This window comes from Alphaproteobacteria bacterium GM7ARS4 (genome assembly GCA_014332745.1).
Taxonomy (GTDB): Bacteria; Pseudomonadota; Alphaproteobacteria; order GM7ARS4; family GM7ARS4; genus GM7ARS4.
Genome location: JACONL010000009.1, coordinates 17,108 through 42,663, shown reverse-complemented (window position 1 = coordinate 42,663; position 25,556 = coordinate 17,108). Strand labels below are relative to the sequence as shown.

Genomic DNA, 25,556 nt, shown 5'->3' with positions numbered 1-25,556 from the left:
CATAGGGCATCCACATTCACCATGCCTTCACTATTCACAAGGTGCGGGATAAGGGCTTTGAGTTGGTCTCTCTTGCGCGCCTGCTCTAACGCCAATGCTTGTCACGAGTCCTTTATATGAAGTCCACAGGCGCGCGCCTTATCCTGAGCAATCATGTCTTTGCTTCCTCTTGGTATAGGCTTTGAAGCATGTCGATAAGCTTATCTTTTGGCAAACGCTCACAAAAGCGCACCTCCACGTTATCATGTTCCTTTTTGATATGCTCGTTGAGGGCGTGAAAGAATTTCCTGCCATACTTTATCTTCATGGTTTCCTCGTCCTTTAGGTCTGCCATCTTATCATAGCCTTTGGTCTCGACAATAAAGAAGAGGGTTGTGTCAGGGTTTTTGTCATGATTTTTGTCATGCGCTTTCTTTTTGATGAGATAGGCAAAGTCGGGATTATAGTGCTTGTAGGGCGTGGGAATGTTGATACGCGGCAATTTGCCAAAAACGACAAGCTCGTATTGCTTTTTGTCGGGCGGGGTTTCGGTGATGGTCTTATGCTCTATGTCAGAGTCATAGTATATTTTGTCATAGAGATAGGGGGGCGGGGATGATTCGAGGTTGTGAGACGGCGACGACGATTCAGAGCTGGGGCAGCGCCCTAAGAGGCCTGCCTTGATATGTTCTTTAGGAGTGCCATCCTTGTCATACAGGGGGTCTTCCCCTGTGATACGGGTCGTACTATCGAATTTATAGTTGACGCTGTTGACGCTGTTGATAATGTGGCGATGGATGGCCTTTTGCACGAGCTGTTTGAGCATGGTATAGGCCCGTGAGGGATGGTTCTTTATCTTGTCCTTTGGCAAGGCGTGAAAGAGGCGACAGACAAAAGGGAGGGGAAGTTTCTCTTTTTCAGCGAATCGGTATAGGAATCGTTCATATCCCCCAACCTGCCAGAAGTCGCGTATGCCTAAGGTTTTTGTGTCTTCAGGGATAATTTTATCTTGCATGTGGTCGTAACGTTTTGTTTTGACATGGATGTAGACGGGGTCGATGGTCTCGTTGGCGAAGTCGTCGCGAACGCTGTTGATAATATCCTCGTCCTTGATATTTTCATAGACGATACGGGCTTCGCGTGTGATGGCATGCCATAGGTCTTTGAGTTCTTGCGCCTTATTGTGACGAATGGGTACTTTAACATCGTCCTTGTTACTGGAGCCGATGGCGGGTTCATGGCGCGCATCCTTGGCGTTTTTGAAATCCTTATAGAGCGTGTCATAGCGCTCTTTCAGGAAGGCTTGGAATTCTTGTTTATGTTGGTCCATGCATGCTGTCAAGGAGGCTGTGATACGATAGCATGAGCCATCTTCCGCTGGCGTGATCGCGCCATGCTTAAGCAAGAGATTGATGGTTTCCCTCGCTTGCATTTCGTTCAAGGCATAATTTTGTTTCAAGGTGGCATGGTCCAGTGTCTCACCGCCAAGAACGTAGCTGTTGTCTTGGATTTCCCTTTGGATGTCATCGATAAAGCCACGTTCTTGGTTCGAGACGATGACGTCTAAGCGATTGATGTCGTAGAAGGCGTTGTCATCCTCTCGACAATAGGCATGGGTGATACGCTGTCCCTTATTGTTGACGGCAAGGCGCAAGCCACGTCCTACTTGCTGACGCCTTGATGTGTCCTTGCTGGTGGGCGCAATTTTACAGAGGGTGAAGATATTGGGGTTGTCCCATCCCTCTTGCAACGCCCATACAGAAAAGACAAAGCGCAATGGCTCTTGCAAAGAGAGGAGGCGCACCTTGTCCCTGAGGATAATGTCGCATATAGAGGCCTCTTTTGCTTCTTGCGAGCTTCCTTTTGTGCCTTTATCGCCTGAGAAATAGCCCTCATGCACCTTGAGCGTCCCTTGTTCATCATAGTCGCGTTTTAGATATGCCCCGTAGGCATGGTCGTCGGCTGTCAAGCCGCGCACGATGTCCTTTTGTTGTTTCTTGTATTCCTCTTCAAAGATACGTTTGATACGTGGTTCTTGCCCGCGAAAGTCATCGATGCGCGGAATGAAGAAAAGAGAGAGCGCCTTGATGTGTTGCGCGAAGAGTGTTTTTTCTTTCTCAAAGTGGCGTTCTATGGCGTCGCGCACCATCACCCGAATTTCTTCATCAGAGAGTTCATAGTGGCTACGTAGAGGGATGGGGTCGCGTCCATCGGAAAAATGCACTTTGTCCTTTGCAACCCTGACAATCCAGACGCCGTCATAGTTCTTATCCCCCGTCTTGACGCCAATATCCTCGCCATAGGAGAGCGTCGCCCTGTGGGCGTTACCTTCCCTTTCATAGGCGATCTTCACCTCGTTTTTGTTTGCGCCTTTCTCCATAAAGGATATGGCATGGCCTGTCCCTGCTACATTGCTGACATGGATTTGCTTCACCAGATATTGGCGAAAGGCTGATAGACTATCCAAGCAATAGACAACATTGGATAAGGCATGGCGGGAGTCTTGAGAGGTCGATGTATTGGGAAAGGTTGCGCCAAAGCGTAGACAGAGAGCGCGTGAGAAATGTTTATCATAGGTCTCCTTGAAGACATCACCCTTCAATAGATGGGGTTCATCGATGATAATGACGGGGTTGCGCTGAGCAATGTTCTCAAGTAGACTTTTCCTGCCATACCTCTCATGTTCTTGCACGCGGTGTAAAACCCGCGTAGCCTTATTTTTTGCGGCGATGGATTGGCTGGTGAGGATAAGAACAGATAAATCTTTGCCTCTCCCGTAGAGAAAGCGCGCTGCCTCACCCACATCGCCTGCGCCACTATAACAATGGGACGTGATACGCCTGCCACCATACATCTGGGCGAAATAAGAAGAGGTTAAGGCAATGTTCTGTAAGATGCCTTCGCGTATGGCTAAACGCGGCACGAAAATAAGGAAGTGATTGACGTGATAATGGGCGTTTAATTCGAACATGGCTTTGAGATAGGTGAAGGTCTTGCCTGTTCCCGTCTCCATCACAATATCAAGACGCCTGTCATCGCTGGTTGTCCTAATCCCTAGGGGTATGTTGTTCTTTGCCTGAATCTTCTGGAGCGATTGCCTGAGGGGAGAGAATGTCGTGAGATTCTCGCTTGTGCCTAAAGCCTCTATGATGGAGTCAACACAATCATCTTGGTAGCCTTGCTTTTCGAAGAGAAGTGACATGCGCGTTCCTCACGATAACCCGCTCATCGCACGGAATATAGGCTCTGGGTCATCTATCCAATAGTCCTTATAGCGCTCGCCCCTCACGTTCGCTAGGTCGTCCGTGAACATGTAAAGGAACAACTGAACGTTCTTGCCATCATGGTGAAAGGTCCGCACCTTGCCATCGCGCTCGAAGAGCACCCTGTAGCCGTCTATTTTGACATAAGAGTCGGCATGTGTCGTGCCTTTTGGGTCAACAAAGACGATCTTATAGTTGTCACCTTTACAAAGCCAAAAAATAAAGTCAGGGTAGAATTTACGCCCCATATTATGACGCCCATCATGATAGGGAATAGATACCTTGTCTAAATTCGGCCCGCCATCAATCCTGCTAAACATCCATGCGTCCCATCCCCGCTCTTCATCCTTCCCTACATAGGCCTCAAGGCAACCGATAAAACGCCTCTCACTCTCTGCCTTGATGATATGCTGGATATAGTCCACCTTCTCGTTCCCTAATATGACAGGAACATAATAATGCCCCATAATGTTCTTAATGGTGAGATCCCCGTACACGCCCTCCTGTCTTCCCTCTACCCGTTTATCAAATTCGCGCTCTGTTATCTTGTCTTCAGCATAAAGACGCGCCAATTTTTTTCTGTCTTGCTCCTTACCCTGCTTCACATTGGCGATGGTGGACTCCAACTGCGCCTTATCAGGATATAGTGTCCCGTTACGATATTCGTAACGCACGCATATATGGCGAAAATGAACGATGTCATCCTTATCATCCCCGTTTTCCACCAAAGGACGCATGCCCTCCACAATCTCGGCCTTGCCCTTAAGATATTCTATCACACGTTTTTGTAAGAAAGATAATCTATCATAGGTCTTGTTAGCGTCACGCCGATAATCACATGACTCGATGAATTGACGCAACGCCCCTACTTGTCCAAGAGACAAACCATCCCTCACAATCAAGACGGAATCCGATGTCTGCGCTAAATACGCCTTGAAACGCTCGAATGTCTCATCCGCCAACGTAAATTGCCTATCACGCCTCTTCTCACCCCTCTTCTCCTTCTTATAGGTCGGGATAAGAAGAGGCATGGGAATGTTGTCGGGAGGAATGGTAGGAACAGGCGCTCTGATGATACCCTGAAGACGCTCAACGCTGCCCTCTTTCGTCGATGCCAAGCCTTTCAACACCATCCCCATGGCGCGCCTATTGGTCGCGAATAAAAAGACGGTCTCGGCAAGAGGCGCTGGCGACGCCTCGCCCGCCCCTATGGTCTCCCTCTCTTGGCGGTTAAGAAACGCATAGCGCAGACGATAGCCCGACACAGGCTCTATCCTGACACCCCGCCCCACCGATTGAACAACGAATTTTTTCGCATCAACACCGCCAATGTTGATATAGTTAATGACATTGGGACGATTGGAATCCCAACTCTCAACAAAAGAACGCGACCCCATAAGAAGCGTGATACTGCTGTCCTTGTGATTGAGTTGCTCGAAAAAGGCCTGTTCATTGACTCTTTGCGTCTTCTCATAGCCATATAAAAGCGGTAACGCCTGTTTCCATTTACCCGTATCGCCAATACGGATAAGAGCAAACGGCTTTTCGCTGTTCTTGACTTGAAAGGCTATCTCCTTTGACGACTCTCCCACAATATATTGTAGAGTGCCTTTGTCGGGACTGAGAAACACAGAGCGGCGCACCTCCTCCATCGTTACCCTATCAAGGATGGAAGAGGCCTCCCTTATATGTGATAATGGCGTATCATGACAGGAAAAGAGGAATGTCCCGCCACGCCAATCTCGTTTCAGGCTCTCGCGCGCCCTGTGAAAAAGCCTCTCGTCAGTCTCGCCAGCGATAATCTCCCTGAGAGTCTGAAAGAACACCCATAAATCGTTCTTGTTGCCTTCCCTGTCGGTATTCACAGAATGGACAAGGGTCATCATAAGAGGAACATGATAGAGGTCTGCCAACCCTGTCGTCCGACGCGCACCCTCTACCTGTTGTGTGATAGCCGTCAATGTTATCAATGACTTTAAGACAATGGCTTTCCTCTCGTTCGTATTAATTTCATCCTTGGCATTGCTGAAAGCCCTATATTCTTGCTCGTTGAGATAGACATGCTTGCCATGCCCCTTTTTTGTGAAGTCCTCAAGGTTATATTTTTTGACACTGGTGAGAATATCCGCACGCTCGGTAAAGGATGCGGAAAAATTAAACAAGAAGCCTTGACGCGCCATGACATGATAGTACGCCTGCCTCTTGGAATCGTCTTTTGCACCCCTATGCGCCTCATCGAGAATGACGAACCATTTGCCATCATGGGCATACGCGCGATAATCCGTGCGCGCATTCGTCTGCTCGTCCGCGATATTGTCGCTAAGATGATAATAGACATTGTTGCCTAAAAGATTGGCCTCGCCAAAGGCGCGCAAATGCACAAGGTCGATGGGGTTATCAACACCCGTTATATTGAATTCATGGATGGTCGCACGAATTTGAGCAAGGAGATAGTCTTTGTGCGCTAAAATTAAAATGGGATGGGGAGGAATAAGGCCATGACGCCTTAAAGAAAAAAGATACTCTATCAATTTGACGATGATGAGGGTCTTGCCACTGCCTGTCGCCATCCAAAAACACATGCGGTTGATGAGCTGGGTATAGTCTATGGACTCTTCGTCATGGGGCGCGAAGAAAGGCGATAGAATCGAAAAAGGGTCACCCTCGATTTTGCTCTTCACAACAGCCACATCACTTAAGGCTGAGGGAGGATAGTATCTGGCAAACGCCTGCTTAAGAAGAGAGGGCTCTGTGTCCTTCCCCCCTCCCCCATCATAATACAAAAACAAGGCGCATGCCGCATTCCTCAAGGCTTGGATTTGATAGTCATAGAGCTTCTTGAGCTGATGTTTTTTCTTGTCCACAATCCTTGCGCCAGCAAAATAAGGGAGAGAGGGAAGATGCCACGCCTCTGGCAACGCTTCATAGAGCCTTTCTTTCTTGATGATGTCCTCAAGGGTATCCATGACATCACACCCTAAAAATCCTGTCCCCACCATAGATATGGCTTGATAGCGGTGATGAAGTCGCGCTTCTCTGCCTCTGTCATGCTGGCGGGATTAATGGGCCGCGTGCTTCCATCGGTAAAGGTCACATGCTCTTTGGTGCGGCGACGAATGGTCTTGCCTAGAATGTTCGCAAGGGACTCGCCAATGTCTATGTCGGGATAGAGGTCATGGAGATTGATGGTGATTGTGTCGCCTTGCGCCTCGATAGAGCGCGTGAATTTGTCGTCCGCGCAAAAGACATACTGCTGGAAAGGCGGCAAGGTCTCATCAAGAGAGAGTTGCTTGCTGTCGCGGTAGCAGTAAGCGATTTTTTGTAAGGCGTCCTCATATTGCTCTAGACGATAGTATTTGAACGCGCCGCCGCCTTGATAGTCCTTGATGTCCTTTGATATGCCAGAGGTGTCATAGCATAGCACCTTTTTCATACGAGGAAGGATGACGTCATAAAAATGCGCCCCCATCTCTACGCCTAGCCACCGCCGGCCTAATTTGTGCGCCACCGCCGTCGTCGTCCCTGAACCAAGAAAAAAATCGAGAATTAATTCTTTCTTTTTAAGAGAAGACGTCTCAATTGACCTTTCAATAACTATTTCACTATTTTCTGTTGGAAACCCCCAATGTGACGAATATCCCAGCTTGTCAGTCCAGTTATCTGTGTATTTTTGGAATTCGCTTTCCTTCGCAAGAGGATTCCCTGATTTCTTGTCTAGCCTTATCCACCCTTTTTTCTCATAATCGAAAATCGATTCCTGAGATAATGCCCAGTGACGTCCTTCTGGAGGCAAGCGTTCTTCGCCTAAAATTATTCTCGCTCTTGTCACTAATTTTCCACCCTTTTCTGCGATATTGTCCTTCGAGAACAGCTGGGCATAGTCATTGATGGGAGACCATCTTACCCCAGGCAGGTGCATTGCTCTCCAAGCAACATCCCCCCTTTTTTTCTCAGCCGCCTTAAAAGCATACTCTTTTGAGTTTCTGTAGAACATTAATGAGTCGTAATCGTGATGATACTTTTTTATCTTTTCAGTCAGCTTTGCCGATTTACTGACGATAATTTCATTGTTAAAATTTTCCGCAGTGAAAATGTTGTCCATGATACACCGCACAATCCAATTGCCGTTATAGTCGCAACGAACAAAGATACTCCCTTTGTCGCTGAGCCATGCTTTGGCGAGCGCCAGACGATTATCGAGGATGGTCGCCCAATTGGCGTCCTTGTAGTTGGAGCGATAAAGAAATTGGGTGGATGTGTCTAAGTTAAAAGGCGGGTCAATATAGATACATTGTACCTTGTTGGCATAGCGTCGGCGTAAGCTGTTGAGCGCCTGCCAGTTTTCGCTATGCACCAATTCGCCATTCAAGGCTTTGTCGAGGTCGCCTAAGGCGTCTAGAATATCCAACTCCTTATCCTTAAAGTGCTTCGTGTCAATGGGAAGGTGGGGGCGGACGCGAGAGGCAAGGTCCTCACTCTGCCAATCATCGTCAATGAGCGTGAGGGCGCGCCATTCGTCCCGTTGCGCCGCCATGCCATCATGGCGGGCAAGGGTGTCAAGCATGCTGTCGGGGAGTTTATCCAACGTCACCACATAGTGGACATCACGCACGAATTTAGGCTTTTCCCATATGTGACGCACCTCGTCCTCGAACTGCGCGATAAAGTCGATGATGGCATAGGCGCTCTCCTTGAGGGCTTGGAGTTGGCGTAGGCGTTGTTCGTCAAAGCGCGTCACACCCTGAAAGATATAGCGATACATCCATAAGTCATATTGTTCTCTGAGGAAGGCGCGTGCGTCCTTGTGAATGAAGTAATCGACTTCTGCCTGCCGTCTAAAGAGGGCGATGGCTTGTTCTACATGCTCTTCGGTGACTCCATAGGCGCCAGCCTGTTTTGCTTCTTTGACGATGTCCTTGATATGGGTATCTTTTCTTGTCTTTGTGAGCGCCTTGAGGCGTATGCGTTGTTGTTGCCTGCCTTGCTCGTCTTGGATGTCCTCGCATGCCTCAAAGACACATACGAATTCCGCTCGTTTTGTATTATTCTGCTTATGTTGGATGGCGGAGGCATCGATATAAAAGAGGCGTCCATCACCCAGTTCAATAGACATGGAGGTATAAAGGATGTCAGATTTCACGTAGTAGAGCTCTCGTGTTTTCCATGCCAACGTGATGTCTTTGCCATTTTGGTAGACGCGTTCGTAAATCCTCTCGTGAGCGGGAAGATGGCGAAAATAGAGAGAGCCACTCTCGCAAAAATAGCGATGAAAGAAGGTATAGAGTTTGTCAAAGAGTTCTTCGCGGAATGGCGCGCTGTCGACATGGTCGATATGCTTGTCGATGTCGTCGAGCAAGCTGCCACGAAGGTCGCAAAAATAAGCGCGTTTTTTCGCCATGAGGTTGACGAAGCCTGATGTTCCTTCGACTTTTGCCCCAATAAAGAGGGATTCGAAGGCGTTCATAAAGCGTTTTTCCTTTGGTCCCATCATGGCCTATCCTTCTATTCTCTAAGACAAGAGCGCCCTTACCCACAGAGCTTAACGCTAAATATAGTATGATGTCAAAGGCGGGAAGCCATTAAAGCCTACGGAACAGCATGTGGATGTATAAGCGCCTGTATTGCCAAAAAAGAGGTGGTCGCCACTTCGTAGATGTTTTGGCACAGCGCGCACAATCCCCTCGTTCAGTATATCCGACCAATCGCATGTGGGGCCTGCAAGGATGGCCTCCATCGTCTCAGACGTCTCAGACGCCTCTTCCGTTGCTGATAACAGCGGATAGATAATGTCCTTGCTGACGGTTTCGACCAAGCCTCCCGAACGTCCGCTATCCACATAGACCCATGGCGCACCATTCCCTATATCGTCGCGCAACGCCACCAATAACACTTCTGTCTTGATGACACCCGATGTCGCCACCATCGCGCGCCCCGGTTCGATACACATGGTGGGAAGACGATTGCCAAAGTGATGCGCCACGCACGCACGCACATGCCCGCCATAGGCGCTATAACTGGGCACAGCACAGCCATAGCGCACAGGAAAACCACCCCCTAAATTCAACAAACGCAACCCTATGCCCTTCGACTCCAAGCGCCTAAAAAGAGAGGCACAGCACCCTATGGCATCGTCCCAATGCTCCATGCTCGTCTGTTGCGACCCTAAATGAAAAGACACGCCATACGGCTCTAACCCCCTCTCATGCGCCATGTGCAACAGATATTCCGCCCTCTCCTCTAAACAACCGAATTTCGCGCTCACAGGACATGCGGACTCTCCCGTTCCCATATGCACCCGACAATAGACACGCGCCCCTGAGGCGACGCGACTGAGCTTCGCCAGCTCCTCCTCACAATCAAAGGCAAAAAGACGAATGCCACGCTCATAGGCGCGCGCAATGTCAGACTCGCGCTTGATCGTATTGCCCCAAGAGATTTTAGACGGACAGACGCCTAAACGCAAACAGAGCTCTATCTCAGGTAAAGACGCCGCATCAAAGCACGACCCCAGAGCGCGCAAACGCCCGATAATCTCAGGCGCCGGATTCGCCTTCACCGCATAATAAATGGAACAGCCAGCAAAAGACTGGCATAACATGCGGTAATTCGACTCCACAATGTCTAAGTCAATGACAAGGCATGGTGTCGACACCGCATGGGACGCAAAAAAATCCCGCAGTTTCATCGTCATGGATAGCCCACGCTCGCCTCTTTGCGCCCTTCCTTGCGTCATGTCCCCTGCTCCATCGAGGTGAAAAAATATCACCATATATACACGAAAACGCAAAAAAAAGAACATTTCTCTTTTATGGCGATTGCCTTTACAATGGCATGAAGAGTATCGCCATAGCACCCCATCCCTAGACGCGCCCAACCCCATCACGCCCGCCACGAATCACGCCTCATGCCCTCTATCCTTATCCTCAATGGCCCTAATATGACGATGCTCGGCACAAGAGAACCCCATCTCTATGGACATGACACCCTCGCCCAACTGGAAAAGACATGGACAGACTACGGAAAAAGCAAAGGAATACAGGTGGACTGCATGCACTCAAACCATGAGGGACAGCTCATCGACCATATAGAGGACAGCACCCATGACGCCATCATTCTTAACGCCGCCGCCCTGAGCCATAGCTCCATCGCCATCCATGACGCCCTTATCAGCTATACAGGTGTCATCGTTGAAGTGCATATATCGAACATCTACAAAAGAGAGCCGTTTCGACAGCATTCATACATCAGTCGTCAAGCCCATGCGGTTATTTGTGGCGCTGGCACGTATGGCTATATCCTCGCTATGGACGCCATCACCCATAAGCTCGCCCAACAAGACGCCCACACATAAAAACACGATGCCTAAAGACACCAAGACTCCAGACTATGCGCACCATATACGCACCCTCGCCCAATTGCTCCAAGAAACGCAATTAGGCGAGATCGAGTATGAAACGGAGACATGGCGCATACGAGTCGCCCTGCCACCCGCTATCCCTATCACCTCAACAGTCGCGCCAACAAGCCACCCCGTCAGCGCGCCCGCACCACACACCCAAGATGATAACAGCGCCACAGAGGAAGAGACTCACCTCTCTGTCGTCACATCACCCCTTGTCGGCACCGTCTATCGCGCACCAGAACCCAACGCGCCCCCCTTCATCCAACAAGGAGGGAACGTCAAAGAAGGCGATACCCTCTTTATCATCGAAGCCATGAAAACGATGAACCCCGTCAAAGCGCCATGCGCTGGTGTCATCGAGAAAATCCTCGTCACAGACGCATCCCCCGTAGAATATGGCGAAAAACTTGTCCTCATTGACCCACGCTAACGTCTTATGTTCGAAAAAATTCTTATCGCTAACAGAGGAGAAACGGCCTTACGTATCCACAGGGCATGCCGTGAAATGGGAATCCATACCGTCGCCGTCCACTCCGAAGCTGACGCCAATGCTATGCATGTGCGCCTTGCTGATGAAAGTGTCTGTATAGGCCCGGCGCCAGCGCACAAAAGCTACCTCAATATCCCCGCCATTATTAGCGCCGCCATCGTCACCCACGCCGATGCTATCCACCCAGGCATCGGCTTCCTCGCCGAAAATGCTGACTTCGCGCACATGGTGCAAGAGCACGGACTCGTCTTCATAGGACCACAACCAGACCATATCCAACTCATGGGCGATAAAGCACAGGCGCGACAAGCAGCCATCGATGCGGGACTCGCCGTGATACCCGGCACAGGCATTCTCCCCACAGACCCAAGCCAATGCCAACAATTGGCACAAAACATAGGATACCCCGTTATCATTAAAGCAAGCGGTGGTGGCGGCGGAAAAGGCATGAAAATCGCCCACAACGCCAAAGACCTCACAGAACTCTTACCCCTCGCCCGTCGCGAAGCGGAAAAATTCTTTAAAAATCCAGACCTCTACATAGAAAAATACCTCAAACCAACGCGCCATATCGAAGTCCAAATCTTGTGCGATACATTAGGCCACGTCGTCCATTTGGGAGAAAGAGACTGCTCCATACAACGACAGCACCAAAAAATTATCGAAGAAGCGCCCTCTCAAGCCCTCAATAGCACAACACGCCAGCATATATGCGCTGCTGCCACCCAACTGGCAGAAAAAATTGGCTATGTGAGCCTCGGTACCGTCGAATTCCTCTATAGCAACGACACATTCTACTTCATAGAAATGAACACGCGCCTACAGGTGGAACATACCATCACCGAAATGATTACAGGCATCGACCTCGTTCGCGAACAAATCCTTATCGCCGCTGGCAAACCCTTCGCAAAAAAACAAGAAGATATTACCTTCCAAGGACACGCCATCGAATGCCGTATCAATGCTGAAGACCCCGAAACCATGACGCCTTTCCCCGGCACCATTCAAGATTATCACGCCCCCGGCGGCTTAGATGTGCGCGTCGACTCCGCCCTCTATGCTGGCTACACCATGCCGCCATGGTATGATAGCCTTATCGCTAAACTTATCGTCCATGGGAAAACACGCAACGAATGCCTCATGCGTTTGCGAAGAGCCCTCGAAGAATTCGTCATCCATGGCATTAAATCAACCATCCCCCTTCACCAAAAACTTACCACCGAAAGAGACTTCCTCAACGGGACATACCATACCGATTGGCTTGAACATAAACTCCAAACGCCCCATTATCTCTCTAGTGCGTCATCACCCGTATCCCGCTCGCCACAACCCGTCCCCCCTGTTTTGCGCGACAAAAGCCAACCCACAATGACAAAAAACGCACAAGGACAGCATGCGGGACACGTAAACGAAAAGGGCATGACAAAGAAAAGAGCATGACGCACCCATAAGAGATGATACCACACCGCTATGGGGACAATATCACCCGCATCATATCCCTCGAACGTCAGCGATGAAGCACGACAGCACACATAATACAAGAGAAAACCATTTTCTCACACCATCCCTCAGCATGCGCGCCTATGCGCGCGGGCTCTTCCCCATGGCTCAATCCCGCCATGACCCCATCATTTTCTGGCTCGACCCGCCAACCCGCGGTATCATCACCCCTCAATCCTTCCACGTCCCTAAACGCATGAGACGCACCATACGCAATACACCCCACGTCGTCGCCTATAACACATGCTTTCAACGCGTCCTCCAAGAATGCGCAACCCCCACAACAACACGCACCGACACATGGCTCAACCCCCATATCATGCGCCTGCACGAACATCTCCACACATTAGGAAGAGCACACAGCGTCGAAATCTTTATGGACGATACCCTCGTCGGCGGACTCTATGGCATTACCCTCGGCGCCGCCTTCTTTGGTGAAAGCATGTTCTCGCGGAAAAGAGACGCCAGTAAAATCGCCCTCATTGCCCTCATGGAAAAACTGGTCTCACAGGGCTTTCAACTCCTCGATACCCAATTTATCACCGACCACCTACGCCAATTTGGCGCCTATGAAGTGGAACGCACCGCCTATCGCTCCATGCTCCAAGAAGCCGTCGCCCACCCATGCGCCTTCCTCACCTAAAGCACAGACGAACGTCATGGTTTCTTCTCGAAGCAATCCACAACCCAGACATCATAAACAGCATGGTCTATCCCCGATAAAGAACGAGAACTGGCAAACATCCAACCGCGAAAAATAAGCGGCGGCGACTCCTTCACATCCAAGATTTCCAACCATACACCCACATCGGGAACTTCCTCAGGAGGCTTCTTGTAACAGACCCTGGGACGAATACGCAATGCCCCAAAAGAGGCTTCCTCTTGCATAGAAAGGTCAAACATATGCACGCGCGCCGCCACCTTGTCTAAAAGACGCAAACGCACCCACGCACCCTTGATGTCCTCGCCATAAGCATCCGCATCGCCACAAAACACAACGGCACAGGCACAGACGGCACACAACACACGTATCATCGCCACTATAGCGCCTGTTTCCTTCCTCGCCCCCTTTTGCTCGGCATGTCATAGGGTGATGTTAGGGACTCCACGATGCCTCGAGCGACAGTGCGAAATTGCTGTCCGTCACATCCCATCATGACAGCCTCATCCATAGCATCCTGAAGGGCGCGCCGCACATCATCGATATTTTGGTTTAAAACAGCGCGCTTTTCATCACACGCCAAGACATCCCCCTCTGGTGTCCGCCATCGCACAACGTCCCGTCCTACCACCCCTCGCGTCGTATCCCACACCATACGCTCGTCCTGTCTATTCATCGCTCCCCGCCGCTAAAAAGATAATCTTGCTGACTTTATCCTCTATGGACTCAAAATCATGGGTGCGGCGCACCAACTCCCCCGAACGCAAAACGCCATCCTCGTTCCCACGCACGATCGTCAGGAACTTAGAGCCAGACAACCCCTCGCTGGCAACGTAAATTTGACTATCCTTAGGCAACGTCAAATCCCGACGAACGCTAAAACGCACCACAGCCTCGTACGTATCCCTATCCAAAGACACACTCCGCACAGCCCCTACCTTGACACCACGCATACGAACATCACCGCCCTCGCGCAAGCCACCAACGCGGCCAAAACGCGCCTCATACTCCGCACCACCCTCAGAGCCAATATGAACAATGCTGAACGCATAAATGCCAAAAGCAAGCGCCGAAAGCACGACAAATAACCCCATAATATGTTCTAAGATATTCCTTCCGTCCATGACTGGTCACCTCTTCTTGTTACATGCTGTCCTATTGCACGGCATTTGTCGGCGTGTCGACACCCCCCAATGGGCCCCCTGATGGCTCGACGTCGGGCGATACCCCCGTCGGCACAGGGGCACTCAGCGGAATCCCCTCTACAACCTCCTCACCCTGCTGTTCCTCTATACGTTTCTCCCCCTGCTGAATAATCTGGTCCAACAATGTGCTGAGATCTAAGGAACTCTCCGTATACGTGAACGCATCACCCTCAACAAGAGCAACAGAATCCGCCCCCGGCTCAACAGAAAGAAACTTCGAACCAAATAAACCATCCGTCTGTATCGAGATAGAACTATCAGTGGGAATGACAATGCTCGCATCAACAATATAGAGCGATATGGTCGTGCGCGACGCACCCTCCATAATCGATTTCTCTGTGACTCTGCCAATAAGAATGCCCGCCATATACACATGCGCACCCACATTCAAACCCGATGTGTCCTGAAAAGACGCCTTGAGCGTATACCCCGTAAAATCACCCTCAATGCTGTGGTCAGAACTCAAACGCACAAACGCCCCTGTCACAGCAAGCAATATCACACCAAAAAGAATGTTCCTCACATAGTCGCTCATCATCATCTCCCATCGCCATCACCGCCCCCCTTTATTGTGGCACGTCTACGCACGAAAGTCTATCATGATTGTCATGAAAAATCAAGGTGAAGGCGACCAAGAACGATAATGCCCCATAGCCCGCACTGCTGTCCCCGTATATAACGCCGAACCCCGTGGCAACCACGCATCATCAGTGCCCGTCATATTAGGCTTGTGCTTCTTCATAAAATGCGGTTTCTTGTCACGCGCCTCAGGCACGACATCATGCATGTGGTGCAACCATCCATGCCAATCCACAGGAACGGCACTCGCCTCCACATGGTCTTCAACGGATAAAGGACGACCCGTGAGCCTTTACCCCCCTGACCCACATCCAGACTGACGCGATAATAGCGGTTGCCAAAATCGTCACAACCAACATAATATCCCCTGCGCGCCCATAGGCTCTCTTGTAGCCTCTGCCACCAACGCCGCATCTCGCCTCCTGCTCTTATCATCTCACCACCCCCCCTATACATAGCACCCATGCAACAAAAAGCAAGCTTCCCCTTTCTACGCTATGGCGGGAAAAAACTCTGTCGCATACGCGGCATGCGCACACTCTGGCATAATGTGACATTCTCGCTCCAACAAGGTGAATGTCTCTGTATCGAAGGACGCAACGGAAGTGGTAAAACAAGCCTCCTCAATGTTCTCGCCGGACTCCATACGCCAGACACGGGAACACTCACATGGCAAGATGACGCTATGTCCCATACCACCCACAAACCACCCCCCCACCATGTGAGCTATGTAGGACATAGGTCAGGCATGAGCGATAGCCTCACCTTGTTCGATAATCTCGCCTTCTGGGCGCACGCGCGCCATATCGCTCACCCACAAGAAAAAATCCACCATGCCCTCGTGCTGTTCCAACTGGACGCCCTATGCCATGCCCCGACTATCTTGCTCTCGGCTGGACAGCAAAAACGCGCAAGCCTCGCACGCCTCCTCTTAGGCGATACACCCCTATGGCTCTTGGATGAGCCTTGCGCACACCTTGACGACAAAGGACAACAAACCCTCCTCAACGCCATCACCCACGCCCAACAACAAGGAACAATCATCGTCTATACACGCCATCACCCTATCGACCATTTCCCCCTCCATCATCATCACATGATGACACTGCCATAACATGTTTCAAGCATTCTCCTCCCTGTTCCTACGCGACTTAAAGCGCTGTCTCCTCAATACGGGACAGAGCATCGTCAGCTTGCTCTTTTTCATGACCATCATGGTGTTTTTTCCCCTCTCCCTCGATATGACAACCATCAATCCCATCGATGTGAGTCCCGCCGTCATATGGGTTGGCATGTTCTTTGCGTCCCAACTGCCCCTCGAACGTCTCTTCCATGATGACTATAAAGATGGAAGCCTCGCCCTGTGGACGCTGACATATGCCCCGATAGAACTCATCGCCCTCGCCAAGTGCCTCGCCGCATGGTGTTCCGTCCATGTCCCCATGCTCATAGCATCTGTGGCGTGTGGCTACCTCCTCTATCATTGGCATGCCCTGCCACCACGCATCATGGTCATTCCCCTCGCTGGCATGGTCATAGGAAGCATGCTCATGTCCCTCGTCAGCTGTCTCGCCTCGAGCCTGACATTAGGAAGCACCCATATCGGTAAGGCTCTCCCCGCCTTTATCGCCTTCCCCCTCTCCCTCCCCATCATGATTCTTGGCGCTGGCGCGCTGACGCCTTACCTCTCAGACGGCACTTCCCACGATATGGCGTCCTTGTGGACGCCACTCTGGGCGCTCCTCGCCATATTCTTAGCAAGCGCCATTCCTCTCCTCTGGGCTATCACGGCATCCCTCCACGGCGCCCTGACACACCAATCTTGACACACCAATAACGTCTCGACACAATATGCCTCAAAGACATATAATGGGCGGGGTGGACCATGATGCCATGACGATATGATAGGCACTTCGCCCGCACGCCATAATCCCATCAAGACATGATGATACCTGCCATACGCCATCTTTTCACGCATAAAGGCTTCCATCACACCAGCCGATGGGTGATGTCCCTCGCCCTTATCACCCTATCGCTGACATTGCCCTTTGGCCTCGTCTATGCGTTCATCCTGTCGCCAGAGGATTACCTCCAGGGACAAACGGTGCGTATCATGTATATCCATGTGCCATCGGCATGGCTGTCCCTCGCCCTCTATACCTCTATGGCCGTTGCCAGTGGCTTTTTCCTTATCACGCGCCTGCCTATGGCAACCCATTTCGCCACCGCCACATCGCCTGTAGGCGCCATGTTCGCCCTTATCGCCCTCGTGAGCGGCGCCCTCTGGGGAAAACCCACATGGGGCGTCTATTGGGTATGGGACGCACGATTGACATCAATGCTCGTCCTGTTCTTCTTCTACCTCGCCCATATCGCCATCAGCCACGCCTTCCTCCATAGCCAACAAGGACAAATCAATAGCTGTATCCTCGCCCTCACAGGCACGCTCACCATCCCCATCATCAAATGGTCGGTGGACTGGTGGAATACCCTCCATCAACCCGCTAGTATCTCCTTCTTTCAAGCATCCTCGACAATCAATCACGCCATGCTTGTCCCCCTCGCCTTCATGACCATCGCCCTCACAGCATACGCCGTCATCATGATTATCTTGCGCATGCGACTCGTCATGAAACAACGTATCCTCCATAATCTACAACGCCAAACCATCTTCCAACGTCCCTGACATGACCCCTGAATGGGAAGCGTCATAGACTCCTCTCTCCTCTCTCTTTATGTGGCACAACGTTAGCAATTTTTTTTCTATGGAAGGATATGCGCCCTTTATCTGGCCCGCATGGGGATGCGCCGTCCTGTGCCTCGTGAGCTTCGTCATCATCACCCACAGACAAATACGCCACACAGACGCAGAGATACAAAAACTCTCAACACGCAAAAAAATAAGGGCATGACACCACGCCAACTACGCTCATCGATGCTCGTCCTCTCTATGCTCACCATGGGAGGCGCTGTCGCTATCGCCTTGACGCTCCTGCAAGATGATATTGTCTATTATCACATCCCCTCCCATATCGATACACAAGCACCACCCTCAGACACCATACGCATCGGCGGCGTCATAGAAAAAGACTCCTTACAGCGCCATGACAACCAGCTCTCCTTCCGTATCACAGATTATACCGCTACCATCCCCGTCACCTATCAAGGTGTCCCGCCATCTCTCTTTCGAGAAGAAAGTGGCGCTATCGTCGAAGGCACATTTCGCCATGATGGTGTCTTTCACGCACAGAGTATCCTCGCCAAGCATGATGAAAACTACATGCCCCCCGCCATTAACGCAACAGAACCCGCTCTCACACATTCCCCCTCTATGCCATCGCCATACTAAGACCCCCCATGATCGCTGAACTCGGACATTTTGCTCTCATCCTTGCCCTCATGGCAAGCATCATGCAAATTATCTACCCCCTCATGACATCCCTCGAGGAACGCGCAACATTTCTTGTGACCCGCCGCCTCTCATTGCTCACGTTCTGTGCCATTCTTTTCTCCTTTCTGATGCTCATCATCAGTTTTGTCCAATTAGACCTCTCCCACGCCCTCGTTGTCCAACATGCCCACAGCACAACGCCCCTCTTTTATAAAATCACAGCGACATGGGGCAATCACGAAGGCTCCATGCTCCTATGGGTTCTCATGCTGTCTCTCTTTGCCACAGGCATGGGGTATCACATCCCCGCCACATTCCTCACCCGCCACGACTCCTACCCTCTCTATTCTCTGCTCCATCGCGCCCTCATCGCCCAAGCCCTTCTCCTGCTAGGCTTCATCGCCTTCGTCTTATTGACGTCGAATCCTTTTCAGCGTCTTGACCCACCGCCTCTGGACGGACAAGAATTGAACCCTCTTCTCCAAGATATTGCCCTCGCCTTCCATCCGCCTATGCTCTACCTAGGCTATGTCGGCTTCTCCGCTATCTTTTCCTATGCCGTTGCAGCACTCTGGCTCGGACGCATAGACGCCCTATGGGCTCAGCTCATACGCACACCCGCCCTTATCGCATGGTGTAGCCTCACCCTAGGGATTGCCTTAGGCAGCTTCTGGGCTTATTACGAATTGGGATGGGGAGGATTCTGGTTTTGGGATCCCGTAGAAAATCTTTCCCTCACACCATGGGTCACAGCCACAGCCCTCATCCATGCCCTCCTCGTCTTCGAAAAACGACATCATTTCCCTCTATGGACGCTCTTCCTCGCCCTTATCACCTTCTCCATGAGCATGGTCGGCACATTCCTCGTACGCTCAGGCATTCTCGTCTCCGTCCATAGTTTTGCCAATGACCCCGAAAGAGGACTCTTCATTCTCGCCCTTATCAGCATCTATGCCTTCACCGCTTTTAGCCTCTTCGCTTACCGATTCCTGCACGCCCCACGCCCCATACCGCTCTATCCTCTATCGAGAGAAACAGCCCTCATAGGAAATAACGTCCTCACCCTCGTCCTCGCCTTCTTCATCCTGACAGGAACATTGTATCCCCTTATCCTCGATGTCCTCACCCAAACACGCCTCTCTGTCGGCGCCCCCTTCTTCAACCATGTGGGAAGTCTTATCATCCTCCCCATGCTTGTCCTCATGGCCTACATGCCGTTCCTCCAATGGCATAACACAGACATCACAACAATCGCTAAACCTTGTCTCATGGTAACAGCGCTCTTTGTCCTCGCCATCAGTGCCGCCATTCAACAAAATGATCCACGCCTTATCCTCCCCCTCTGTGTCCTCTTCGCATGTATCGTCATGATGACAACAACCTTGTCCCGATATGCATACCAACTATGGCGCGCTGTCAAAACACACCGCATGCCCCCCATACAACAGCACGCCATGCCTATCGCCCATTGTGGCTTCGCATGCTGTCTCGCCGCCGCCGTCTCGGCATCCCTCTTCCAACAAGAATCAATCCAATTCCAACGTATCGATGAAACAATCACCATGGGCCCATGGACGATGACCCTCCTCGATGTCCACAAAACCCACAAAGATAACTATATAAGCCAACAAGCCTCCATGCGGGTCTCCCGAGAAGGCTACGACGATATAACCATGACGCCTGAAAAACGATTCTATCCCGCCTCACAAGATACAACCACCGAAGCCGCCATCCATACGACATGGCAAGGCGATCTCTATATCGCCTTCGATACGCCACCAGAGACGTCCCAAGATACCGCTCAAGAGAGGGAAGAAGGCGACATATGGATCACCAATATATGGTTCAAACCCTTTGTCTTGTGGATATGGCTCGGAGCACTCCTCATGGCAGGGGCGTCCCTCCTCGCCATGATGGGACGTATCACCATATCACAGCACCCCCCTAAAACATCATAACAACCAACAGCACCCCGTCTCCTCCAAGTGCCATGATGTCCCTGACTCTCCGACTCTTGCCCCTGCTTGTCGTGAGCGCCCTCATGGTCGGCTTATATCAAGGCTTTAAGACAGACCCCCATCGTATCCCATCCCCCCTCATGGAGACGCAACAAAAAGCCCCGTCCCTCAATGGCACGCCCAGCCTCACACCAGAAAACCCATTTCCCCAAAACACACAAACACAACCCTATATCGTCAACGTCTTCGCCTCGTGGTGTCTCCCATGCCGTTATGAACATCCCCTTATTACCGCCCTATCACAACAATTCCCCCATATGCCTATCTACGCCATCAACTATAAAGATAAAAAAGAAGACGCCCTCTCTTGGCTTCGCCGTTATGGCAACCCCTACACAGCCATTGCGCCAGACCATGATGGCACGCTCAGTATCACATGGGGTGTGGGAGGCGTGCCCGAAACCTTCATCGTTGATGGTGAGGGAATCATACGCTATCATCTGCGCGGACCCATCACCCAGAGGACAATGGAACATCATGTGCTTCCTCTCCTTGCGTCTTTTGCTCTCCCAGCAACAGCGATAGCCCCCCGATAATCCCGCACCGACAATGCACGTGAGACACGCCATGACGTATCGACTCCTCGCCTTCGTGATGACGTTCCTATGCCTCTCTGACATAAGTCATGCCGTTCTGCCTGACGAAATGCTCGATGACCCCCATCTAGAACGACAAGCACGCGCCCTCAGCGCACAGATTCGATGTCTCGTCTGCCAAAGTGAAAATATAGACGAGNNNATATAGACGAGTCACAATCACCCATCGCCAGAGACCTCCGCATGGTGATACGCTCGCGCCTCAAAGACGGCGATAGCCCTGACGATATTGTCATATGGCTACAACAACGCTACGGGCATTTTATTTTCCTCGCCCCGCCATGGCAACCATCAACCTATTTCCTGTGGCTCTCCCCCTTTGCTCTTCTCCTCGTCGCCGTCCTCTGGGTTGTGCTCTATATGAGACGCCAACGCCCCGTCCCATGACAACGCTTCTCCCTCTCGTCATGCTGGGCGGTATGGCCGCCCTCTATATCACCGCTATCATCTATCGCCAAACACCCCAAGAACAACGGCTCTTATTGTTTATCCTCACCCCCCTCTTTGGGTGCTGTGTGCTCCTCTACAGCGTCATAGGACGCCCTTTCCTCCCTGCATCCCCCCATGCACAGCACATGCTCGAAGAACACACAAAGACGACAGCGCCCACCGAACGCATAGAAGACACGATGACCGTCGAGGCGTTTCGAGAACTTTTGCGTCAAGCCACGCAAGGCCTGCCCGAACAAACAGAAGACCCGACAGCATGGATCGTTGTCGCCAGCGAATGGATGGCGCTAGAGGAAACAGCGCAAGCCCGTTCGATTCTCGCCCAAGGCATAGAATACTTTCCAGACAATATCGACCTCTTGTCCCGCTATGCCTTGCTCCAACAGAACGCCCAACCACATCATGCCCTGCCCTTGTGGCAACGTATCCATGCCATCGACCCTACCCATGCCCAAGCCTTATGGTTTCTCGCACTCCATGCCCAAGCAAAAGAACAATGGACTGAGGCCCGCGCCTTTCTCACCCAACTCTTACAACAATTAGACACCAACAACGACACCCACCAAGAACTCCGTGACACCATCCAGCAACGCCTCGCTCACTATCCTCCTCCCCCCGACACCATGACGCCATGAAGGACATGAGAAGCGAGGCTACCCCCGATAATCATGCCACTGCCCACGATAATCACGCAAGCGATAGGGCGCAACATTATCCTCCATGTCATCATCAGAAGGCAACCCCGCACAGCGATGACAAGGCTCACAGAGCGGCACTTTGCCATAGCCACCAGCAATCTCAACCATGTGATGGGGCTGACACAGACCCGATATCCAGCCACGCAATGACGATACAAGGCGAAGACCCTTCTTGAGAGGCACGCGGAAATGTCCCGTCCCCTGCGCATAATCCAATTGGTGAAGGTAATAGGGCTTGATGTGATGACACAGCATGGCGCGAAATAATGCCGTCAAGGCTTGTGGCGTGTCATTGATACCACGCAATAAGACACTCTGCCCTAAGAGGACAACGCCAGCACGTAAGAGACGTTTGCATACGGCTCGATGCGTCTGTGTGAATTCTTGCGCATGATTGCAATGGACAACCATATAGAGAGGCTTGTCCAGAGACGCAAAAAGCGCCATATGGTCATCCGATAGACGCGCCATATCGGACAATAAGACACGACTATGAATACGCATAATCCCCACATGAGATATGGCGTGCACCCGCCTTAAAAGAGAGCCTAAACGCCTCACCGATAGCATAAGAGGGTCGCCACCACTGAGAATGACTTCGAAAATGCGCTTGTCGCCCTCAATATAGGCGTAGGCGCGACGCAAGTCCTCTATGGTCATGCCACCATCTTGGCCACCTCCCCCAACCCACGCCTTCCTAAAACAAAAACGGCAATAAACAGCACATGCCGACGTGGGCATCAAGAGGACTCTGTCTGGATAACGATGAATGACACCCTTGACCGGGCTATGTGCCTTATCCCCTATGGGGTCACAGGATTCTCCCTCTTGCTCTTGTCTTTCCGCTATATCAGGAACATACTGGCGACGTAGGGCGGCGACACCCTCCTTGATTCTCGATGCCACGTCAGACGTCAGCCTTAAGGCATAACGTTGAGAGAGGGCATGCATATCCTTATGGCACGCCTCGTCCCGCCGCAAAACACCCGAATCATACAGAGCATCGAGACTCGTCAATGCCTCCCCTTGCTTTTTATGCTCTGCCATCTCTATTCTGCTCACACTATGGAGACTCTCAAAGATACCATCCGCCTACGCCATCATATTCTGCGTGGCATACGCCTTTATTTCGAGGAACAAGGCTTCTACCACGTAGATACCCCACATCTTCAACATTATCCACCCTTCGAGCCTCATATAAAGCCCTTGACGACTGTCATACGCCATCCAAACGGCACAAGCGACACGCGCACCCTCCACGCCTCTCCTGAACTCGCCATGAAATACCTGCTCCCGCACATAGACCATCCTATTTTTCAAATTGCTCACGTCTACCGCAATGACGACCATTCACCCCTCCATCGCCATGAATTTACCCTCCTAGAATGGTACCGACTAGGCCAATCCAGTGCGACCCTCATCAACGATTGCCACCATATCATGGAGCTCGCCCGCCACTACGCCCCCCACCAACGTTTTTCCCATCCCAACCGCACCTCATGCGCACAGACAAAGGCACAAGCCATGACCATCCAAGAATGTCTCCACCGCCATAGCGATATCGATATCGCCACATGCCTCACGCCACAAGCCCCCTATGGCGACCTCAACGCCATCAGAGACCATGCCTTACGACTCAATATCCATTGCGCCCACGATGATACATGGGACGATGTCTTTCATCGTCTCTTTCTCGCCACCGTCCAACCCCACCTCAATCAAAGCACAACACCCATCTTGCTGACACGCTACCCCCGCCCTCTCGGCATGCTCGCCCGTCCGTGCGATGATGACCCGCGATTCTGCCAACGGTTCGAACTCTTTGTCTGTGGTATCGAGCTCGCCCATGGCTATGTGGAGTGTCGCTCTGCCGATGAAAATCTCGACGCCTTACGCACCATGGGAACGCCCCACCATCATATCCATCAAGATTTCATCACAGCCCTGCACCATCACCCCCTCCCTCCATGCTGTGGCATGGCGCTAGGAGTCGAACGCCTCCTTATGCTGACAAGCCATCGCCCAACCCTCCATACATCTCAACACGCCCTCGCACCGCTGTGAGCCATGTGATAGTGTGATACACCCCATACCAACAACACATAGCCCCCCCAGTGAGACATCAGTGGGGCATCAGTGAGGCATCAGTGGGTAAGAAGGGAAAATTTCTCTACAGCGGCCACAGCCCCCTGAGGATACGCCCAAATACCCGAAATCATGGCCACGTAATCGACACCCGCCTGCTGTAAAACCCGCACATGCTGTATGCCAATACCACCAATAGCAATGGTCGCCACCTGATGCGTCCGCCTACGCCAACGATATAGAACAGAGAGAGAAGCGCGCATCGTCATGGCTTTGCTCCTTGTCGCAAAAAAAGCGCCAAAGGCAACACTCTCAGCACCCCGCATGGACGCCGCCAACGCCCTGCCATATGACCCATAACAGCTCACCCCTAAACGCATCGCCCTGTGATGGCTGTCACGAATGCCCCGCCCATATCGTCTCCCTCCCCTTACATGGCGATAAAAATGACGATACCCGCCATGGCCATAATCATGACGCCCTAAATGCACGCCATCGCCATAGGCGCTATGTCGCCCATCATTGAGCACCAAGGCAACGCCATGACGCATACATAACGCCCTGACACGCTCTATATCCTCACGCTCCCTATCATAACCATTCTTACAACGCCATTGCACACAGGCAATGCTCCTCCCCCCTCTGGATGTGAGCATAGCGCTCAGGCTGGAATAATCCTTATCACACCAATGGGAAGGCGTAATGACATAGAGAAACATCTTGCGCCAACAAGAGCCTTTCCCTAATCGCCCACGACATGCCCTCATGAAACCGCCAACCCCTCACGCCTCAGCCACGCCACAAAATCCTCCCGCACAGAGTCATCAAAGCCATCTCGAAAATGATACCTCCTCCCCACCCCCTCCACAGAAAAAACCGCACCGCCATACGACTCAATGAACGAACGCATGGAGTCTGCCCGACTCTCGATGAAAAAATCGCGCACCCCTAAACGCAACGCATGGTGTACCCAACCGTTATAGCCACCACAATCACATAACAACAGAAAAGAACCCGCCTTATCATACGCCCTGAACCATAACGCCAACTGGGCAAACCACCCCACGCCATAAGCACGCAACGCATAGATGTCATTGACAAGCATGGCGCGCCCCTTCATCCCCTCCACAACCCACATGAGATGACATTTGTGAGACACCCTCATGAGAGGCACTGACGAACCACGCCACATAGACGCCATCTTACGCCCATCCATGTCCCCTTCTCTTATCCCCTTCT

27 protein-coding genes are annotated in these 25,556 nt (G+C 51.5%); 15 read left to right on the top strand and 12 right to left on the bottom strand.

What is annotated here, in order from left to right:
• Positions 1-151 precede the first annotated feature (151 nt).
• From GDA54_06100 to GDA54_06085, 4 genes are read right to left on the bottom strand one after another with little or no spacing between them, the layout of a single operon-like run.
• Positions 152-3,181: a DEAD/DEAH box helicase family protein gene (locus GDA54_06100; GenBank protein MBC6497870.1), complete on the bottom strand. Its 3,030-nt coding sequence runs from the start codon at positions 3,179-3,181 to the stop codon at positions 152-154.
• Positions 3,182-3,190: 9 nt separating this feature from the next.
• The gene (locus GDA54_06095) at positions 3,191-6,241 is read right to left on the bottom strand and encodes a DEAD/DEAH box helicase family protein (protein ID MBC6497869.1); all 3,051 of its coding nucleotides are present in this window, start codon (positions 6,239-6,241) and stop codon (positions 3,191-3,193) included.
• Positions 6,220-8,733, bottom strand: a complete 2,514-nt coding sequence (locus GDA54_06090) for a site-specific DNA-methyltransferase (protein ID MBC6497868.1) — start codon at positions 8,731-8,733, stop codon at positions 6,220-6,222. Before GDA54_06090 ends, GDA54_06095 begins: the two co-directional genes overlap by 22 nt.
• A 54-nt stretch (positions 8,734-8,787) precedes the next feature.
• Positions 8,788-9,933, bottom strand: a complete 1,146-nt coding sequence (locus GDA54_06085) for a type III PLP-dependent enzyme (GenBank protein MBC6497867.1) — start codon at positions 9,931-9,933, stop codon at positions 8,788-8,790.
• A 213-nt stretch (positions 9,934-10,146) separates the two neighbouring features.
• Between GDA54_06085 and GDA54_06080 the strand changes: the two genes are divergently transcribed.
• The 4 genes from GDA54_06080 to GDA54_06065 all read left to right on the top strand — a co-directional run bounded on the left by GDA54_06080 (position 10,147) and on the right by GDA54_06065 (position 13,277).
• Positions 10,147-10,593, top strand: coding sequence for a 3-dehydroquinate dehydratase (locus tag GDA54_06080; GenBank protein ID MBC6497866.1), 447 nt, complete (start codon positions 10,147-10,149; stop codon positions 10,591-10,593).
• A gap of 7 nt (positions 10,594-10,600) precedes the next feature.
• Positions 10,601-11,074, top strand: a complete 474-nt coding sequence (locus GDA54_06075; protein ID MBC6497865.1) for an acetyl-CoA carboxylase, biotin carboxyl carrier protein — start codon at positions 10,601-10,603, stop codon at positions 11,072-11,074.
• Between the two features lie 6 nt (positions 11,075-11,080).
• A complete protein-coding gene (accC, locus tag GDA54_06070) occupies positions 11,081-12,574 on the top strand; it encodes an acetyl-CoA carboxylase biotin carboxylase subunit (GenBank protein ID MBC6497864.1) in 1,494 nt (497 codons plus the stop codon).
• Positions 12,575-12,647: 73 nt separating this feature from the next.
• Positions 12,648-13,277 (top strand): leucyl/phenylalanyl-tRNA--protein transferase, encoded by a 630-nt coding sequence (locus tag GDA54_06065; GenBank protein ID MBC6497863.1) that lies wholly within the window; start codon positions 12,648-12,650, stop codon positions 13,275-13,277.
• A gap of 14 nt (positions 13,278-13,291) precedes the next feature.
• Here the strand turns inward: GDA54_06065 and GDA54_06060 are convergent, their stop codons facing one another.
• The 5 genes from GDA54_06060 to GDA54_06040 form a co-directional block, all read right to left on the bottom strand.
• On the bottom strand, positions 13,292-13,669 hold the full coding sequence (locus GDA54_06060) for a DUF2155 domain-containing protein (GenBank protein MBC6497862.1): 378 nt from the start codon (positions 13,667-13,669) through the stop codon (positions 13,292-13,294).
• A 5-nt stretch (positions 13,670-13,674) separates the two neighbouring features.
• Complete coding sequence (locus tag GDA54_06055) at positions 13,675-13,950, bottom strand: hypothetical protein (protein ID MBC6497861.1); 276 nt, start codon at positions 13,948-13,950, stop codon at positions 13,675-13,677.
• 13 nt (positions 13,951-13,963) lie between these two features.
• Positions 13,964-14,419: an MCE family protein gene (locus GDA54_06050; protein MBC6497860.1), complete on the bottom strand. Its 456-nt coding sequence runs from the start codon at positions 14,417-14,419 to the stop codon at positions 13,964-13,966.
• Between the two features lie 31 nt (positions 14,420-14,450).
• A complete protein-coding gene (locus tag GDA54_06045; protein ID MBC6497859.1) occupies positions 14,451-15,041 on the bottom strand; it encodes an MCE family protein in 591 nt (196 codons plus the stop codon).
• Between the two features lie 75 nt (positions 15,042-15,116).
• Entirely contained in the window at positions 15,117-15,335 is a 219-nt protein-coding gene (locus tag GDA54_06040) for a hypothetical protein (protein MBC6497858.1), read from the bottom strand.
• A gap of 207 nt (positions 15,336-15,542) precedes the next feature.
• On the opposite strand from GDA54_06040, the gene ccmA reads away from it, so the two are divergent.
• From ccmA to GDA54_05990, 10 genes are all read left to right on the top strand, one after another.
• On the top strand, positions 15,543-16,193 hold the full coding sequence (gene ccmA / locus GDA54_06035) for a heme ABC exporter ATP-binding protein CcmA (protein ID MBC6497857.1): 651 nt from the start codon (positions 15,543-15,545) through the stop codon (positions 16,191-16,193).
• Between the two features lies 1 nt (position 16,194).
• Positions 16,195-16,905: a heme exporter protein CcmB gene (locus GDA54_06030; protein MBC6497856.1), complete on the top strand. Its 711-nt coding sequence runs from the start codon at positions 16,195-16,197 to the stop codon at positions 16,903-16,905.
• 116 nt (positions 16,906-17,021) lie between these two features.
• Positions 17,022-17,765 (top strand): cytochrome c biogenesis protein CcsA, encoded by a 744-nt coding sequence (gene ccsA, locus GDA54_06025; GenBank protein ID MBC6497855.1) that lies wholly within the window; start codon positions 17,022-17,024, stop codon positions 17,763-17,765.
• A gap of 49 nt (positions 17,766-17,814) precedes the next feature.
• The gene (gene ccmD / locus GDA54_06020; GenBank protein ID MBC6497854.1) at positions 17,815-17,991 is read left to right on the top strand and encodes a heme exporter protein CcmD; all 177 of its coding nucleotides are present in this window, start codon (positions 17,815-17,817) and stop codon (positions 17,989-17,991) included.
• A complete protein-coding gene (gene ccmE, locus GDA54_06015) occupies positions 17,988-18,428 on the top strand; it encodes a cytochrome c maturation protein CcmE (GenBank protein MBC6497853.1) in 441 nt (146 codons plus the stop codon). Before ccmD ends, ccmE begins: the two co-directional genes overlap by 4 nt.
• Before the next feature lie 8 nt (positions 18,429-18,436).
• Positions 18,437-20,428: a heme lyase CcmF/NrfE family subunit gene (locus tag GDA54_06010; protein MBC6497852.1), complete on the top strand. Its 1,992-nt coding sequence runs from the start codon at positions 18,437-18,439 to the stop codon at positions 20,426-20,428.
• Between the two features lie 32 nt (positions 20,429-20,460).
• The gene (locus tag GDA54_06005; protein MBC6497851.1) at positions 20,461-21,024 is read left to right on the top strand and encodes a DsbE family thiol:disulfide interchange protein; all 564 of its coding nucleotides are present in this window, start codon (positions 20,461-20,463) and stop codon (positions 21,022-21,024) included.
• Between the two features lie 31 nt (positions 21,025-21,055).
• Positions 21,056-21,232, top strand: a complete 177-nt coding sequence (locus GDA54_06000) for a cytochrome c-type biogenesis protein CcmH (protein MBC6497850.1) — start codon at positions 21,056-21,058, stop codon at positions 21,230-21,232.
• Between the two features lie 35 nt (positions 21,233-21,267).
• On the top strand, positions 21,268-21,471 hold the full coding sequence (locus GDA54_05995) for a cytochrome c-type biogenesis protein CcmH (protein ID MBC6497849.1): 204 nt from the start codon (positions 21,268-21,270) through the stop codon (positions 21,469-21,471).
• The gene (locus GDA54_05990; protein MBC6497848.1) at positions 21,468-22,169 is read left to right on the top strand and encodes a hypothetical protein; all 702 of its coding nucleotides are present in this window, start codon (positions 21,468-21,470) and stop codon (positions 22,167-22,169) included. The genes GDA54_05995 and GDA54_05990 overlap by 4 nt, the downstream gene beginning before the upstream one ends.
• Positions 22,170-22,187: 18 nt before the next feature.
• On the opposite strand, the gene GDA54_05985 is transcribed toward GDA54_05990, so the two are convergent.
• Positions 22,188-23,279, bottom strand: a complete 1,092-nt coding sequence (locus tag GDA54_05985; GenBank protein MBC6497847.1) for a KamA family radical SAM protein — start codon at positions 23,277-23,279, stop codon at positions 22,188-22,190.
• On the opposite strand from GDA54_05985, the gene GDA54_05980 reads away from it, so the two are divergent.
• Entirely contained in the window at positions 23,268-24,296 is a 1,029-nt protein-coding gene (locus tag GDA54_05980) for a hypothetical protein (GenBank protein ID MBC6497846.1), read from the top strand. The two genes, GDA54_05985 and GDA54_05980, sit on opposite strands and share 12 nt — an antisense overlap.
• A gap of 80 nt (positions 24,297-24,376) precedes the next feature.
• On the opposite strand, the gene GDA54_05975 is transcribed toward GDA54_05980, so the two are convergent.
• On the bottom strand, positions 24,377-25,084 hold the full coding sequence (locus GDA54_05975; GenBank protein ID MBC6497845.1) for a thiamine phosphate synthase: 708 nt from the start codon (positions 25,082-25,084) through the stop codon (positions 24,377-24,379).
• Positions 25,081-25,533, bottom strand: coding sequence for a hypothetical protein (locus GDA54_05970; protein MBC6497844.1), 453 nt, complete (start codon positions 25,531-25,533; stop codon positions 25,081-25,083). Before GDA54_05970 ends, GDA54_05975 begins: the two co-directional genes overlap by 4 nt.
• Positions 25,534-25,556: the final 23 nt, after the last annotated feature.

Bases quoted from the DNA above. Each gene is read 5' to 3' on its own strand.
- GDA54_06075 (MBC6497865.1), top strand. From the start codon at position 10,601: ATGCCTAAAGACACCAAGACTCCAGACTATGCGCACCATATACGCACC.
- GDA54_06080 (MBC6497866.1), top strand. From the start codon at position 10,147: ATGCCCTCTATCCTTATCCTCAATGGCCCTAATATGACGATGCTCGGC.
- GDA54_06045 (MBC6497859.1), bottom strand. From the start codon at position 15,041: ATGATGATGAGCGACTATGTGAGGAACATTCTTTTTGGTGTGATATTG.
- GDA54_06055 (MBC6497861.1), bottom strand. From the start codon at position 13,950: ATGGTGTGGGATACGACGCGAGGGGTGGTAGGACGGGACGTTGTGCGA.
- GDA54_06060 (MBC6497862.1), bottom strand. From the start codon at position 13,669: ATGATACGTGTGTTGTGTGCCGTCTGTGCCTGTGCCGTTGTGTTTTGT.
- GDA54_06065 (MBC6497863.1), top strand. From the start codon at position 12,648: ATGAAGCACGACAGCACACATAATACAAGAGAAAACCATTTTCTCACA.
- GDA54_05985 (MBC6497847.1), bottom strand. From the start codon at position 23,279: ATGGCAGAGCATAAAAAGCAAGGGGAGGCATTGACGAGTCTCGATGCT.
- GDA54_06095 (MBC6497869.1), bottom strand. From the start codon at position 6,241: ATGGTGGGGACAGGATTTTTAGGGTGTGATGTCATGGATACCCTTGAG.
- GDA54_06005 (MBC6497851.1), top strand. From the start codon at position 20,461: ATGATGTCCCTGACTCTCCGACTCTTGCCCCTGCTTGTCGTGAGCGCC.
- GDA54_06010 (MBC6497852.1), top strand. From the start codon at position 18,437: ATGATCGCTGAACTCGGACATTTTGCTCTCATCCTTGCCCTCATGGCA.
- GDA54_06085 (MBC6497867.1), bottom strand. From the start codon at position 9,933: ATGACGATGAAACTGCGGGATTTTTTTGCGTCCCATGCGGTGTCGACA.
- GDA54_05995 (MBC6497849.1), top strand. From the start codon at position 21,268: ATGGTGATACGCTCGCGCCTCAAAGACGGCGATAGCCCTGACGATATT.
- ccsA (MBC6497855.1), top strand. From the start codon at position 17,022: ATGATGATACCTGCCATACGCCATCTTTTCACGCATAAAGGCTTCCAT.
- ccmE (MBC6497853.1), top strand. From the start codon at position 17,988: ATGACACCACGCCAACTACGCTCATCGATGCTCGTCCTCTCTATGCTC.
- GDA54_05990 (MBC6497848.1), top strand. From the start codon at position 21,468: ATGACAACGCTTCTCCCTCTCGTCATGCTGGGCGGTATGGCCGCCCTC.
- accC (MBC6497864.1), top strand. From the start codon at position 11,081: ATGTTCGAAAAAATTCTTATCGCTAACAGAGGAGAAACGGCCTTACGT.
- GDA54_06100 (MBC6497870.1), bottom strand. From the start codon at position 3,181: ATGTCACTTCTCTTCGAAAAGCAAGGCTACCAAGATGATTGTGTTGAC.
- GDA54_05975 (MBC6497845.1), bottom strand. From the start codon at position 25,084: ATGAGGGCATGTCGTGGGCGATTAGGGAAAGGCTCTTGTTGGCGCAAG.
- GDA54_05970 (MBC6497844.1), bottom strand. From the start codon at position 25,533: ATGGATGGGCGTAAGATGGCGTCTATGTGGCGTGGTTCGTCAGTGCCT.
- GDA54_06050 (MBC6497860.1), bottom strand. From the start codon at position 14,419: ATGGACGGAAGGAATATCTTAGAACATATTATGGGGTTATTTGTCGTG.
- ccmD (MBC6497854.1), top strand. From the start codon at position 17,815: ATGTGGCACAACGTTAGCAATTTTTTTTCTATGGAAGGATATGCGCCC.
- GDA54_06030 (MBC6497856.1), top strand. From the start codon at position 16,195: ATGTTTCAAGCATTCTCCTCCCTGTTCCTACGCGACTTAAAGCGCTGT.
- GDA54_06090 (MBC6497868.1), bottom strand. From the start codon at position 8,733: ATGATGGGACCAAAGGAAAAACGCTTTATGAACGCCTTCGAATCCCTC.
- GDA54_05980 (MBC6497846.1), top strand. From the start codon at position 23,268: ATGCTCTGCCATCTCTATTCTGCTCACACTATGGAGACTCTCAAAGAT.
- ccmA (MBC6497857.1), top strand. From the start codon at position 15,543: ATGCAACAAAAAGCAAGCTTCCCCTTTCTACGCTATGGCGGGAAAAAA.